At 73.9% G+C, this 14,160-nt stretch carries 14 protein-coding genes; 9 read left to right on the top strand and 5 right to left on the bottom strand.

Annotation, left to right across the window (positions count from 1 at the left end; translation table 11 throughout):
- The 5 genes from STRAU_RS01295 to STRAU_RS01275 form a co-directional block, all read right to left on the bottom strand.
- Positions 1–1,345, bottom strand: a 1,345-nt coding sequence (locus STRAU_RS01295) for an ABC transporter permease (protein ID WP_037656936.1), incomplete at its 3' end; no start/stop codon positions are given.
- Positions 1,346–1,501: 156 nt separating this feature from the next.
- On the bottom strand, positions 1,502–2,314 hold the full coding sequence (gene modA / locus STRAU_RS01290) for a molybdate ABC transporter substrate-binding protein (protein ID WP_016638397.1): 813 nt from the start codon (positions 2,312–2,314) through the stop codon (positions 1,502–1,504).
- A gap of 23 nt (positions 2,315–2,337) precedes the next feature.
- Positions 2,338–2,742: a TOBE domain-containing protein gene (locus STRAU_RS01285; protein WP_037656960.1), complete on the bottom strand. Its 405-nt coding sequence runs from the start codon at positions 2,740–2,742 to the stop codon at positions 2,338–2,340.
- Positions 2,743–2,842: 100 nt separating this feature from the next.
- Positions 2,843–3,661 (bottom strand): TauD/TfdA family dioxygenase, encoded by an 819-nt coding sequence (locus STRAU_RS01280; RefSeq protein WP_016638395.1) that lies wholly within the window; start codon positions 3,659–3,661, stop codon positions 2,843–2,845.
- Between the two features lie 43 nt (positions 3,662–3,704).
- Positions 3,705–4,934 carry an MFS transporter gene (locus tag STRAU_RS01275; RefSeq protein WP_220450388.1) on the bottom strand — a complete coding sequence of 410 codons (1,230 nt, stop codon included), beginning with the start codon at positions 4,932–4,934 and terminating at the stop codon, positions 3,705–3,707.
- Between the two features lie 397 nt (positions 4,935–5,331).
- Between STRAU_RS01275 and STRAU_RS01270 the strand changes: the two genes are divergently transcribed.
- From STRAU_RS01270 to STRAU_RS01230, 9 genes are all read left to right on the top strand, one after another.
- Positions 5,332–6,390, top strand: coding sequence for an ABC transporter substrate-binding protein (locus STRAU_RS01270; protein ID WP_016638393.1), 1,059 nt, complete (start codon positions 5,332–5,334; stop codon positions 6,388–6,390).
- Positions 6,391–6,445: 55 nt separating this feature from the next.
- Positions 6,446–7,567, top strand: a complete 1,122-nt coding sequence (locus tag STRAU_RS01265) for a FecCD family ABC transporter permease (protein WP_016638392.1) — start codon at positions 6,446–6,448, stop codon at positions 7,565–7,567.
- A complete protein-coding gene (locus tag STRAU_RS01260) occupies positions 7,564–8,367 on the top strand; it encodes an ABC transporter ATP-binding protein (protein WP_016638391.1) in 804 nt (267 codons plus the stop codon). Before STRAU_RS01265 ends, STRAU_RS01260 begins: the two co-directional genes overlap by 4 nt.
- Positions 8,367–9,134: a class I SAM-dependent methyltransferase gene (locus tag STRAU_RS01255; RefSeq protein ID WP_016638390.1), complete on the top strand. Its 768-nt coding sequence runs from the start codon at positions 8,367–8,369 to the stop codon at positions 9,132–9,134. Before STRAU_RS01260 ends, STRAU_RS01255 begins: the two co-directional genes overlap by 1 nt.
- On the top strand, positions 9,131–9,961 hold the full coding sequence (locus tag STRAU_RS01250) for a Rossmann-like domain-containing protein (RefSeq protein ID WP_016638389.1): 831 nt from the start codon (positions 9,131–9,133) through the stop codon (positions 9,959–9,961). The genes STRAU_RS01255 and STRAU_RS01250 overlap by 4 nt, the downstream gene beginning before the upstream one ends.
- Positions 9,958–11,061 carry a GHMP family kinase ATP-binding protein gene (locus STRAU_RS01245; protein WP_016638388.1) on the top strand — a complete coding sequence of 368 codons (1,104 nt, stop codon included), beginning with the start codon at positions 9,958–9,960 and terminating at the stop codon, positions 11,059–11,061. The genes STRAU_RS01250 and STRAU_RS01245 overlap by 4 nt, the downstream gene beginning before the upstream one ends.
- Positions 10,982–12,070, top strand: coding sequence for a pyridoxal-phosphate dependent enzyme (locus STRAU_RS01240; RefSeq protein WP_037656934.1), 1,089 nt, complete (start codon positions 10,982–10,984; stop codon positions 12,068–12,070). The genes STRAU_RS01245 and STRAU_RS01240 overlap by 80 nt, the downstream gene beginning before the upstream one ends.
- 325 nt (positions 12,071–12,395) lie before the next feature.
- On the top strand, positions 12,396–13,343 hold the full coding sequence (locus tag STRAU_RS43285) for an NsdA family TPR-like regulatory protein (protein ID WP_016638386.1): 948 nt from the start codon (positions 12,396–12,398) through the stop codon (positions 13,341–13,343).
- Between the two features lie 92 nt (positions 13,344–13,435).
- Entirely contained in the window at positions 13,436–14,131 is a 696-nt protein-coding gene (locus STRAU_RS01230) for an alpha/beta fold hydrolase (protein ID WP_016638385.1), read from the top strand.
- The last annotated feature ends 29 nt before the right edge of the window (positions 14,132–14,160 follow it).

Here is a 14,160-nt window from a genome sequence, read left to right as displayed (position 1 = left end):
GGGCCGGGGCCAGGGCCACCCGCCCCGCCTGCCCGCCCGACAGCTGCGCGGGCCTGCGGTGCGCGAGGTGCCCGATCCCGAGCCGGTCCAGCCACTCCTGTGCCGCCCGCCGGGCCTCGCCGCGCGGCACGCCCTGGGCCCGCAGCCCGTACGCCGTGTTGCCGAGGGCGTTCAGGTGCGGGAAGAGCGCGCCGTCCTGCGGTACCCAGGCGACCTTGCGCCGGTGCGGCGCGAGCGCCGTGACGTCGGTGTCGCCGAGGCGCAGGACGGCGTGCGCGCGCGGGGTCAGGCCGAGCAGGGCCCGCAGGAGCGTGGTCTTGCCCGCGCCGTTGGGGCCGACGACGGCGATGGTGGTCCCGGGGGCGGCGTCGAGGGTCAGCTCGGCGAAACCGGTGACGTCGGCGTGCAGACTCCAACTCCCGCTGTTTTCAGGCAACTTGGCCACTTCGCCACCCGGCGCCTCGGCCACGGCCACAGCTTCGCCGGACGGTTCGGGCACGCCCCCGCCCGCCGCGCCGCGCCCCGCCGACCCACCCCCGGTCCACCGCCCCCGCAGCGCCACGAGCACCGCCATCGCGATGGCGAGCAGCAGCAGGGACACCGAGGTGGCGGCCTCCGGCGAGTCCTGGAGGAGCAGGTACACCTGGAGCGGCAGCGTCTGTGTCGTACCGGGCAGGTTCCCCGCGAACGTGATCGTCGCGCCGAACTCGCCGAGCGCCCGCGCCCAGGTGAGCGCGGCCCCGGCGGCCAGGCCCGGCGCGACCATCGGCAGCGTGACGGTGCGGAACACCCGCACCGGTGACGCCCCGAGGGAGGCGGCCGTCTCCTCGTAGCTGGGCCGCAGGCCCGCGATCGCCCCCTCCAGGCTGATCACCAGGAACGGCATCGAGACGAACGTCGCCGCGACGACCGCGCCGGAGGTGTGGAAGGGCAGGACGACGCCGAAGGTGTCCTCAAGCCAGGGCCCGAGCAGCCCGCGCCGCCCGAAGCCGAGCAGCAGGGCGACGCCGCCGACGGTCGGCGGCAGCACCATGGGCAGCAGCACGAGCGAGCGTACGAGCGCCTTGCCGGGGAACGGCACCCGCGCGAGCAGCCAGGCCAGCGGCACGCCGAGCAGCAGCGAGAGGCCGAGCGCCCAGAAGGACACGACGAGCGAGAGCTGAAGGGCCTCGGTCACGCCCGGGTTGGTCAGATGGTCCCCGAGCTCCCCCCACTCCGTACGGGCCAGCACCCCGATGAGCGGCATCAGCAGAAACGCGATGGCGAGCAGCGCGGGCACCCCGAGCAGCAACGGCGCACGCACGCCGCCCCCGCCCGGCCGCGATCGGCGGAAGCGATTGTTCATCGGCGGATCCTGACGTACGAAGCGAATCAGCGATACGGGGCCCACCCGGAACCCGTAAGGGGCGCGGGGAAGGCCCACCCGAGCCCCGTAAGGGGCGCGGGGAACTGCGCGCCCAGCCCCCACAGAGCCGCAGACAAGACCGAACCCGGGGGTCGGCTACGGCTTCTGGAAACCCGCGTCCCGCAGAATCTTCTGCGCCTCCGGCGTGCTCAGCCACTTCACAAAGGCGTCCGCCGCCTCCTTGTGCCCGGACTGCGCGAGCGTGGCCGCCGGATAGGAGGCCACGGCGTTCTGCGCGTCGGGGATGGCGACGGCGTCGACCTTGTCGGGCGACACCGCGGCGTCCGTCTTGTAGACGATCCCCGCATCGGCCTCGCCGAGCTCAACCTTGCTGAGCACACCCCGCACGCTGGTCTCCTGCGAGACCGGCTCGACCTTGAGCTTCTGCGCGTCGAGCACCTGCTTGCTGTAGCGCCCGACGGGCACCTCGGGCGCGGCGAGCACGACCTTCAGACCGCTGTCGGTGAGGTCCTTCAGGCTCTTGATCTTCTTGGGGTTGCCCTCGCGGGTGGCGATGACGAGCCGGTTCTTGGCGATGACGGCCGGCGTCCCGGTGTCGGACTTCAGGCCGTCCATGGTCTTGGTGTCGGCGGTCACCAGCGCGTCGGCGGGCGAGCCCTGCTTGACCTGCGCGGCCAGTTCCTGCGACCCGGCGAAGGAGAAGGTGAGCTTCGTGCCCGGGTTCTTCTCCTCGTACGTCTTCTCAAGGCTCTTGAACACATCGGTGAGCGACGCCGCGGCGAGCACGGTCAGGTCGGCCTTGGGCGCGGCGCCGGCCTTGCCGACGCCGTCCTTGTCCTTCTTGCTGTCGCCGTCGTCGCTGCCGCAGGCGGCGAGCGGCAGCAGGAGCGCGACGGCGGCCACGGCGGCGGCGGTGCGGGCAGGGCGAACAGAGGGAATGGGGGACATGAGCGGGACTCCTCGCGGGGCGTTCAGACGCGGTCGATGTGCACGCTGGTGGACTTCACGCGTGCGGTGGCCTCCATGCCGACCTCCAGGCCGAGCTCCTCCACCGCCTCGCGGGTGAGCAGCGAGACCAGGCGGTGCGGGCCCGCCTGGATCTCGACCTGCGCGGCCACGTCACCGAGCTTCACGGCGGTGACGATGCCGGGGAAGGCATTGCGCGCGGACGTGTACGAGCCCTCGTCCTCGCCGGTGCCGCCCGCGCCGTTCCGGGCCAGCTCCACGGAGAACACGGCCAGGTCGCGCCCCTCGATCACGCGGCGCCCGGCGTCGTCCCGGTGCGTGGCGACGCGCCCGGCGTCGGCCCAGCGCCGCGCGGTGTCGGGGCTGACGCCGAGGAGCCGGGCGGCCTGGCCGATGGTGTAGGACTGCATGTGCAGCACAATAAGCCCGTTTGCCTGGCATCTGTAAAAGTTCAGCCGAACCTACATGGCAGATGCAAGCCCTGGCGAAGCGCCCTGGACGATGCCCCAACTAACGCGCTTCCGAACTGCGCACCGTGAGAATCCGTACCGACCGCTCCCCCGCATGCCCGTCCCGTCCATGCCAACAGCGGTAGTTGTCGAGTACGAGGACATCCCCGGCCGCGAGCCGAAAGCGCGGCAGGGCGGGCTCCAGGGCGACCACGGCCCGGGTGAACCGCTCCAGCATGGCGGCCACGTACGCACCGTCGGGGTCCCGGTGCAGCGGCGCCGCCCCGTCCGTACGGCGGAAGACGCGGCGGCCGGTCCGCGTCCACTCCACGTGCCTCCCGACGCTCGGCGCCGCGGGCAGCCCGCGCAGGCCCGCCCACGCCCCGTACAGATCGACGTCGAAGCCGGTCAGGAAGGACCGCAGCTCCGGGTCGGCCGCCGCGAGCCCGTCCACGAACCGGCCCGCGTCCAGCGCGAAGGAGTGCCCGCCGGCCGGTGCCGGGCGTACGCACTGGACGAAGACGTAGTCCTCGTCGGGGTGGCGGCGCCTGCTGGGTACGCCGCCGATGTCCACCCGCACGTCGAAGCTGTCGGCGTGCAGGTGGACGGGCCCGCCGTCCCGCGACGTACGCAGCCGCTGCGGGTACAGCTCGCGCAGCCGGGCGCCGAGCACCCGCGCGGCGGCGACGGTGAGCGCGTCGCCGTCGGCGGTGTCGCCGTACCCGGACAGCACGACGGCGCCGTGCTCGGCGAGCAGCGCGGGGGCCTTGGCCAGTTCCTCGGCCGCGACCCGGGGCGGCAGGACGCCGTATCCGGGTGCGGAGCCGCCTTCGGGAGCCGGGCCGTACTCGGAGGTGGTGCCCGGGAGTTGATCAGTCATGCCGTGACTCTCGCAGTCAGTCGTTCGGGGCGGGGACTCGCCGTCAGTCGTTCGGGGCGGCGGCACCGGTCGCCGGGCGCCGCGAGAACCCGCGGGCGCTCGGCACCAGCGCCGCCGCCGCGGGCGCCGCGAAGCACAGCACCGCGCACACCGCGAGCACCGGCCGGGCCCCGAAGTGCTCGATGGCCGGGGCGATCAGTGCGAGCCCGAGGGGCGCCAGGCCGTAGGACAGCATGAAGTCGAGGGACGACACCCGGGCCAGCTTGTCGGCCTCGACCTCGCGCTGGGTGGCCGTGAACCAGGGCACGTTGAACAGCTCGATGCCGATCCCCGCCACCGCGTACGCGGCCACGACGACCGCCCAGTGCACCGGGAGCAGCAGGCTGAGCGGCGCGAAGCCGTAGAGGCCGAGGCCCGCGAGGGCGGCCCAGCCCTGCGCGCGCGGGCGCCAGCGCGCGACGACGACGGCCCCGCCGAGCGCGCCGAGGGTGTACGCGGTCATGGCGGCGGCGAGGACCACCCCCGTGTCGTACTTGTCGCGGCTGACCAGCGGCAGCGCGACGCCGGTGGCCGAGTAGCCGGTGGAGATGACGACGGTCAGCGCGCCGAGCCCGGCGAGGAACCACGGGTGGCGCCGCGCCTCGCGCAGCCCTTCGGCGAACTCCGCGAAGAACGAGGGGCGTCGACGGGGTACGTCATCGCCCGTGCCGTCGGCCCCGGCGCCCGCTGCCTCGGTTCGGGGGCGGCGTGCGCCAGGCCCCGGCACCAGCGCCGCCACCAGCCACAGCACCCCGATGCCGAGCAGCAGCGCCCAGGCGTCGAGGACCACGGCGAGCAGCGCGGTGAGCGAGGGTCCGGCGAGGGTGGTGGCCCGTACAGACAGGGTCATCGCGGCGTTCGCGGCCTGCCGCCGGTCCTCGTCGACGACTTCGGCGGTCAGCGCCTGGAAGGCGGGGCGGCAGGCGCCCTGCCCGGCGCCCGCGACGACGGCGGCGGCCAGCATCAGGGGCAGGGAGCGCCCGAGGCCGACGGCGAGGAGCGGGGTCGCGGCGGCGGCCGAGAGGCCCGCCCAGAGGACGACGCCGCGCCGCGAGTAGCGGTCGGCGAGGACGCCGCCGACGGCGACGGCGACGAGGAAGCCCGCGGTGCGGGCGGCGAGCAGCAGTCCGAGGGTCGCCGCGCCGATGGTGCGGTCGAGCACGGCGAGGCCGAGGACGAAGGGCAGGGCCCAGGTCGCGAGCCCGGACGCGGTGTTCCCGGACCACAGCCGCAGAAACGCGACGTCCCGCAGCACACCGCGCCCACGCCCGGCGCCGTCCCGGGTGCCGTCTCCGGCATCGGCGGCGCTCTTCCTGTCCGCGGCGTCCTCGTTCGGTACGGCCTCCGGCTCTCGCGGGCCCCCTTGGGCGTCCGAGGCCCTCTCGGCCTCCCCCGCCCGTATCGGCGTAGTCGCCACGTCGCGCACTCCTCTCCTGTCGCCCGCACGGACCCGTACGGATCTCGAAATCGTTATGCGCCCCCGTCGCGGCCCCCAACGGCCGTACGGATCACGGGTGTTGGCGGCGCCCGGCGAGCCGCCGCCGTCCGGCGGAGCCCACCCCGAGGCACATTAATGAAAATGATTACCATTACAGTACCCTTATCGCGTCCCACCCCAGACCGGAGGTCCCATGCGCCACCGCCACCCCGCCCGCCTCGGCACAGCCGTCCTCGCCCTCGCCCTGACGGCCGTCGGCTGCGCGTCGTCCGACGGCGGCTCCGCCTCCGACGACAAGGCGTCCGGCCGCGAGACGAACGTCACGAGCTGCGGCCGGAAGCTGAGCTTCGACGGTCCGCCCGAGCGCGCTGTGGCCCTCGACCAGTCCTCGACCGAGGTGCTGCTCGAACTCGGCCTCGAGGACCGCATGGCCGGCACGTCCAACCTGAAGACGAAGATCGCGCCGGAGTACAAGGCGGCGTACGACAAGGTGAAGGTGCTCAGCCCGAAGATCCTCACCAGCGAGCAACTGCGCGCCGCCACCCCGGACTTCGCGCTCGGCGGCTTCACGGACTACTTCACCAAGGACCGCGTCGGCACCCGCGAGGAGCTCGCGGACCTCGACCTGCCGACGTTCGTGAGCGCCGTCGACTGCCCCGAGCAGAACCCCGCCGGCGCGGGCAAGGACGCGGGGAAGAAGGCGGGCGAGGAGCCCAAGTCGCCCTTCGACCTGCTGTTCCAGGACTACGAGGACCTCGGCCGGATCTTCGGCGTCGAGAAGCGCGCCGCGAAGCTGGTCAAGGACCAGCGGGCGACGCTCGGCAAGGCGGCGAAGACCGCCGACAAGGTCAAGGGCGAGCCCAGCGTCGTCTGGCTGTACTCCGTCTACGGCGACACCCCGTACGTCGCGGGCAAGAGCGCGATCCCCAGCGAGATGAGCCGGACCGTCGGCGCGAAGAACGCCTTCGACGACCTCGACGAGGACTGGCCGGCCGTCACCTGGGAGCAGATCGCCAAGCGTGATCCGGACTTCATCGTGATCGGTGACCTGTCCGAGCGCGGCAAGCCGGGCGACAGCGCGGCCGACAAGCTCAAGGCGATGCGCGCGAACCCGGTGATGTCGAAGCTCGCGGCCGTGGAGAAGAAGCGGTTCGTCGAGATCCCGGGCACGGAGATGGATCCCTCGGTCCGCACGGTCAGCGCGCTGCCCCGGCTCACGGCGGGGATGAAGGACCTCGGGTATGTCCGCTAGCCCGGACGCCGTCGGCGTTCCGGCGAGGCCCGGGGCGCGGGCCGCGCTCGGCGTCGTGGACCTGCTGCACCCGTCGGCCCGGGGCGTCGCCGCGGCGGCCTCGAAGGCGGGGGGCCGGGCGTCCGCGGCGCCCGGAACCGGCGTTGCCCCGGCCGCGGGTCGCCGTTCCCGCCTGTCCGCCGCGGGTCTCTTCCTGCTCTGCGGCGCCGTCCTCGTCCTCTCCCTCGCCGCGTCCGTACGCATCGGCACCACCGATGTCTCGTACGCCGACGTGGCGCGCACCGCCGGTTTCCATCTGGGCCTGGACGTCGAGCCGTTGCCGCGGCTCGTGGACTCGCTGATCTGGGAGCTGCGGGTGCCGCGCGTGCTGATGGCGGCGCTGGTGGGGGCCTCGCTCGCGGTGTGCGGCGCGGCACTTCAGGCGATCACGCGGAACGCCCTCGCGGATCCCTATCTGCTCGGGATCTCCTCGGGGGCGTCGACCGGCGCGGTCACGGTGGTCGTGCTCGGCGTGGGGTCGGCCTCGCTCGGGGTGACGGGCGGCGCGTTCGTGGGCGCGATGGTGTCGTTCGGGCTGCTGATGCTGCTGCTCAGGAAGGGCGGCCTGGACTCGGTCCGGGTGGTGCTCACCGGTGTGGTGGTGTCACAGCTCTTCACGGCGCTGACCTCGCTGGTCCTGATGGCGTCCGGCGACTCGGAGGCGATCCGGGCGATCACGCAGTGGCTGCTCGGCTCGATGGCGCCGGCGCGCTGGGACACGACGGCGGTGACGGCCGCGGTGACGGCGGTGGGTCTGCTCGTCCTGTGGCTCAACTCGGCGGCCCTGGACGGGTTCTCGTTCGGCGCGGACACGGCGTCGTCGCTCGGTGTGCAGGTGCGTACGACACGTTGGGTGCTGCTCGTCGTGACGTCGCTGATGACGGCGGTGGCGGTGGCGTCCGTGGGCGCCATCGGGTTCGTCGGCCTGATCGTGCCGCACGGCGTGCGGTTCCTCGTCGGGCCGCTGCACCGGCTGCTCCTTCCGCTGTCGGCGCTGGTCGGCGCGGTGTTCCTGGTGTGGACGGACGCGCTCGCGCGGGTCGCGTTCGCGCCGCAGGAGGTGCCCGTCGGGGTGTTCACCGCGCTGCTCGGCGTACCGCTGTTCCTGCTGGTCCTGCGCAAGCGGGGTGAGCTGTGAGGATCACCGCGGAAGGACTCGGCTGGGCCGTCGCGGGCAAGCGCATCGTCGCCGATGTGAGCCTGGACGTCGCGCCCGGCGAGACCGTCGGCCTGATCGGCCCGAACGGCTCGGGCAAGTCCTCGCTGCTGCGCTGCCTCGCAGGGCTGCGGGTGCCGACGGCCGGCTCCGTCGCGTACGACCGGGAGCCGATCCGGCAGTGGAGCACGCGCCGCGTCGCCCGGCACATCGCCTTCGTGGAGCAGGCCGCCGACACCGAGAGCGATCTGCGGGTCGCCGACGTGGTGAGCCTCGGCCGCACCCCGTTCGGCGACCGGTGGCGCGGCCTCGGCGCGCACGACCGGGCCGTCGTGGACGCCGCGCTTGCCCGGCTCGGCCTCACCGAACTGCGCGAGCGCCCCTGGAAGGCGCTGTCCGGCGGTGAGCGCCAGCGCGCCCACATCGCGCGTGCCCTGGCCCAGCAGCCGTACGCCATCCTGCTCGACGAACCCACCAACCACCTCGACGTGAAGCACCAGTTGGAGCTGCTCGACCTGCTCGCGGGCACCGACCAGACCGTCCTCGTGGCCCTGCACGACCTGTCGCTGGCCGCCCGCTACTGCGACCGGCTGCTCCTGATGCACGGCGGCCGCCTCGTCGCCGACGGCCCGCCGAAGGACGTCCTGACGCCGCGGCTGCTCGCCGAGGTCTTCGAGGTGGACGCGGAGACGGGCCCGGACGCGCTCGGCCACCTCACCGTCTCCTATCGCGGCGTCGCCGCCCCCTCGACCCCCTGCCCCCGTACAGAGAAGGACTGTTGATGGACCTCACGGCCACCGGAGCCGGCCTGCTCGGCCAGCTCCCGCCCCCGCTGCCCGCCGAGCGCGTCATCGCGCTCAACCAGCCCAAGGCGGACCTGCACACGACCCGTGCGTACGAGTGGAACGGCTGGTCGTTCGACGTGCCGCCCGGCGTCTTCATCCCCGGCTGGACCAGCCGCCTGATCCACGAGCGGATCCTGGACGGCCGCATCGAGACGCGCGGGCGCCGCTACGGCGCGATGGGCGCAGGTCTCGGCGTGGAGGCCGTCGCCGCCGGGCTGCGCGGGGCCCGCGAGATCTACGCGATGGACGTGCACCCCGAGAGCGTGGCCACGGCCGCCCGGCACTACGCGCGCCTGGCGGGCGACCGCGAGGGCACCGCGTTCCTGCCCGCCGCGGGCGACCTCTTCGCCGGGGTGCCCGACGGGACGCGGCTCGACGTCGTCACCTTCAACCCGCCCGCCGTCAGCCAGCCGGTCAGCGACGACCCGGACATCGTGCGCAACACCTGCGTGGGCGCGCCGCTGCTCGCCCGGTTCTTCGCGCAGCTCGCCGAGCGGGAGCTGCTCGCGCCGGACGGCGAGGTGTACGTGATCGTGTCCAACACCGCCGACCTGCACACCATCGTCGGCGACGCCCTCGGCCTCGGCTTCGAGGCCCGCGTCGACCACCTGCACGACTGGCAGGACGGCGTACTCACCTTCCTCTTCAAGTTCCAGCTCGCACCCCGGCCCGCGTCCCAACTCACTCGTGGAGACCTCTCGTGAAGACCGTCGACGACCTGCTGTCCGCCGTACTCGCCGGTGAACTCGGCCCGGACCCGGCCGAGTTGACGGCCACCAGCGTGTTCTGGATCCACCACGGCACCCGCCTCGCGGGCGGAAACGTCACGTATCTCAACCAGTACGTCCTCACCCGCGTCGGCGGCTCCTTCGGGGGCTGTGCCTTCGAGGCGGGCGAGATCGGCCCCGGGATATGCGAGGAGGCGTCCGGCAGTCCGCTCGCCACGCTGCTGCGTGACGCGCCCCGGCCGCTCCGAATGGCGGCCCTCGACGCCTACTTGGCGGCCAGGCGACCGCACCGCGAGGCCGCGGACGCCGAGGCCGTCACGCTGCCCGCCGGACCGCCGGAGGTCCGCGCGGTGGCGCGGGACGCGGCCATCGCGGGCCTCCTCGACATCGAGCGCGGCGCCAAGGTCGCGCTGATCGGCGTCGTCAACCCGCTCGTCGCCGCCATCCGCGAGCGCGGCGGCCACCCGCTGCCCTGCGACTTCAACCTGCGTACGACCCAGTGGGGCGACCCCGTCAGCACCGACATGCACGAGGTGCTCGACGCGGCCGACGCCGTCGTCGCCACCGGCATGACGCTCAGCAACGGCACCTTCGACACGATCCTCGCCCGCTGCCGCGAGCGCGGTGTCCCGCTGATCGTGTACGCGCAGTCCGGCAGCGCGGTGGCGCGGGCGTTCCTGGGCGCCGGTGTGACCGCGCTGTCCGCGGAACCGTTCCCGTTCTCGCAGTTCAGCGCCGAGCCGACGGCCCTGTACCGGTACCGGGCGGCGCCGCGCGAGAAGCGCGAGAAGGACGGTTCGTGACCGCCGACGCCACCGGCACCGGCACCCGCCCGGACGCCGACGCCCGCACCGGCACCGGCACCGGCCACGCCGCCTGTCACCACGGCGAGATCCTGCAAGGAGTCTTCCTCGACGAGCGCGGGCGGCGCCGGGCCGGCCTGGTCACGCTGCCGATGACCGCTCTGGGCACGCGCGCGGAGTTCGTACGCCGCCCGGAGGCCCCCGACGTCACCGTGGTCCCGGCCGACCGTACGAAGGCGCTGCGCGCGGCGACGTACGCGATGGCCGAGTGCGCCATGTACTGCCAGGAACCGCTGTGCGGCGGCGAGTTGAGGCTCACCGGCGACATACCGGTGGGCCTCGGCATGGGCTCGTCGAGCAGCGACGTGATCGCGGCGGTGCGCGCCGTCGCCGACGCCTTCGGCGTGCGCCTGGCGCCCGAGGTCGTCGCGCGGCTCGCGGTGCGCGCCGAGCGGGCGTCGGACCCGCTGATGCTGGACGGCCGCCCGCTGCTCTTCGCCCAGCGCGAGGGCCGGGTCCTGGAGGAGCTCGGGGCCGCGCTGCCGCCCGCGGTCGTCGTCGGCTGCGCGCTCGGCGGCGGGCGGCCCGTGGACACGCTGGCCCTCCCGGCCCACGGGTACGACGACGAGGACGTACGCGCCTACGAGCGGCTGCGGGACGTGCTGCGGAGCGCCGTCGCCACCGCCGACCCGGTGCTGCTCGGCCATGTCGCGACCGAGAGCGCCCGCCGCGGTCAACGCATTTTGCCGCACGAGGAGTTCGGGGAGCTCACGGCCATCGCGGGCCGGGTCGGCGCGGTGGGGGTGCAGGTCGCGCACAGCGGCAATGTGGCGGGGCTGCTGTTCGACCCGGCGGCACCGGACCTGCGCGGGCGGCTGCGCCGCTGCTCCCAGGCGCTGACGGCGGCGGGCATCCCCGTCACGTACACCTTCGCGACGAACCCGCGCGGCGCCGTCCCGCCCGACCGACCCCATCCGCCCTCCCCCGGCACCAGTTCACCCACCAGCGAGGAGCCCCTGCATGGACGCGCACATCGCGGAAGCGATCGGCCGCCCCGACCTGATACGTGTCGACGACCGGCTCATCTGCCTGCGCTTTGAGACCATGAAGGTGGTCTCGGCGCTCGCGGCGGTCCGCCATCTGCTCGACACCGGCAAGGTGCGGCGCGGCGACACCCTCCTGGACAGCTCGAGCGGCATCTACGCCTACGCCCTCGCGCTGGCCTGCCACCGCTACGGCATGCGCTGCCACATCATCGGCTCCACCACCGTCGACCACACCCTGCGCACCCAACTCGCCGTCCTCGGCGCCCACTTGGAGCAGATGCCGCCGAGCGCCGACCTGAAGCTGGACCAGAAGCGGCGGGTCGCCCGCGTGCACGAGATCCTGCGGGCCAACCCCGAATACCACTGGATGCGGCAGTACCACGACGACATCCACTACCTCGGCTACCGCGCGATCGCCGAGCGCGTCCGCGCTGCGGTGCCCGCCGACGGCTCGCCGCTCACGCTGGTCGGCGGGGTGGGCTCGGGCGCGTCGACGGGGGCGCTGGCCCGCTATCTCCGGGAGGACGGGGCGGGGCCCGCGAGCGGCGCGGGGCCGGTGCGGCTCGTGGGCGTGCAGCCCTTCGGCAGTGTCACGTTCGGCAGCGAGCACGTGGCCGACCCGGAGATCATCATCGCCGGGATCGGCAGCTCGATCCCGTTCGCCAACGTGGCGCACACCGCGTACGACGCCGTGCACTGGCTGTCGTTCGACACCGCCCTCGCCGGGAGCGTCGACCTGCTGCGCCGCCACGCCGTCTTCGCGGGCCTGTCCACGGGCGCGGGCTACGCGGCGGCCCGCTGGGAGCACGCCCGGGTCCCGGGCGGCACCACGGTGTTCATCGCCGCCGACACCGGCCACCGGTACGTCGACACGGTCTTCGCCCGCCACACGGAGGCCGCCGACCTGGACGACCTGACGCCCCGCACGGTGTCGTCCCCGGCGGAACTGGCCCTGCCGTGGGCGCGCATGGAGTGGAACGGCGCGAAGGCGCCCGCCCAGGCGGAGGCGCCACTCGAAGCGGCGGACGGGCGGGGCCGGGCGGCCGTCGGGGGCCACGCCTAGGGTTGGCGTGATCCCCGACGGAGGGCCGGGGCGCGGGCCGGCGGGGAGAGGGAGAGTGGGGATGGGCAGGGGGAGGCGCGGGGAGAGACGCAGGGGCAGGGGGGTCCGTGACCACTGTGGCTGTGCGGGTCTCGGTGCCTGCGCGGGTCTCGGCGCTCGTGAGGATCTCGGTGCTCGTGGAGATCTCGGCGGTGCTCGTGCGGACCGCGGTGCTCGTGCGGACCGCGTTGCCTGCGCCGACCTCGGCGCCCGCGCGGGCCTCAGGGCCCATGCGGACCTCGGGGCCCATGCGGACCTCGGGGCTCACGCGGACCTCGGGGACCACGTGGACCTCAGGGCCCACGCGGACCTCGGGGCCCACGCGGATTTCGGCGCCCGCGCCGACCTCGATGCTCTCCTCGCCGTCACCCGGCGCCTGATCGCCCTGGACTCCACCGGAGGCGGGGCCGCCGCCGTGCCGCTCGTGCGGGCGATCGTGCGTGAGATGCCCGAGGCGACGGCCGCCCCCGCCTCCCTCGCGGACGTGGGCCACGACCGGCTCGCCGTACTGGCGGAGCTGTGCGAGGTGATCGGGTGGGTGCTGTTCGACGCGGGGTTCCACGGGGCGGCCCACCGGATGAACGCCCGCGCGCTCGCCCTCGCCGAGCTCTGCGGAGACCGTTGGACGGCCCGCCTCACGCTGCTCAACGACAGCATGCTCCTGGCCCACACCGGCCACCCCCGTGCCGCCCTCGCGGCCGCCGCCCGCGCGCGGGGGCCCCGCCCGCTGCCGCCGCGGGTGGCGTGCCTCGTACTGATCCGGGAGGCCCACGCGACGGCGATGATGGGTGCGCGGCGCGAACCGACGGACCTCATGGCCCGCGCCGACAGCCTGTTCCTGGACGGCGTCTCGCGGTACGACCCGGCGTGGGCCTGGTGGATCGACGAGGGGGAACTGACCGGCCACCAGGGCTGGGTGGCCGCCCGGCTGCGGGACTTCGACCGCGCCGTCCCGCTGCTCCACCGCGCGGCCACGGCCCCCGGCGGCCCGTCCTACCGCCACCTGTTCACGGCCCACCTCCTCGCCGCGCTGACCGGCGCCGGGGCATGGACGGACGCGGAACGGCTCATCGCGGACCTCACCTCGCACGCCAGGGACATCGGCTCGGCGCGCACCACGGAGAGCCTGCGGGCCACCGCGCACCGACTGCTGCACGAACCCGACCGCGCCGCCCCCGCGTCCGTACGGGAGGCGGCGGCCTTCCTCCTGGAGTCACTGACTCGGGCGGCCTGACTCGCACCGACGGCCGCGCCCGCGCTTCCCCGCGATTTCGGCACGCGCCCGGGGCGGGCAAAGGGAGTCAACTCCCAAGGTATACATGGGGAATGGCAACCTTCGTACTCATCCACGGCGGCGGCGACAGCGGCTGGGCCTGGCATCTCCTGGCAGCCGAACTGCGCTCGCGGGGGCACGAGACCGTGGCTCCGGACCTGCCGTCGGACCAGCCTTCCGCGGGGCTCGGCGATTACGCGGATGCGGTCGTCGATGCCGTCGTCGAGGCGGTCGGCGAGCCCGCCGAGGTGCGGCGGGATCTCGTGGTCGTCGGCCACTCCTACGGCGCGTTCACCGCGCCGCTGGTGGCCGACCGGCTCCCGGTCGGCGTACTGGTCCTGCTGGCCGGAATGATCCCCGCCCCGGGCGAGCGGCCGGACGACTGGTGGGAGACGACGGGCTGCAACCAGGCCAGGGACGCCGCGGGCCTGTCCGCGATCGAGGACCCCTTCGAGAGCTTCTACCACGATGTTCCGCGGGCCCTGGCCGAGGAGTCCATGCGCAGGGAGCGGGAGGAGTCCTCCCGGGCCGGCGGCGAGCCCTGGCCGCTGACGGCCTGGCCGGACGCGCCCACGAAGTTCATCGTGTGCAAGGACGACCGCTTCTTCCCGCCCGAGTTCTTCCGCGGCCTGGCGCGGGCGCGCCTGGGCATCGTGCCCGACGAGATCGGCGGCGGCCACTGTGTCGCGCTCAGCAGACCGGAGGAGCTGGCGGACCTGCTGGAGGGGTACCTCCGGGTCCAATTCTAATACCGGTACAGTAAGACCGGTATAGTTAT

It is taken from the genome of Streptomyces aurantiacus JA 4570, from assembly GCF_000414115.1.
In the GTDB taxonomy this organism is placed as follows: Bacteria; Actinomycetota; Actinomycetes; order Streptomycetales; family Streptomycetaceae; genus Streptomyces; species Streptomyces aurantiacus_A.
This window is presented reverse-complemented; position numbering and strand designations above follow the sequence as displayed.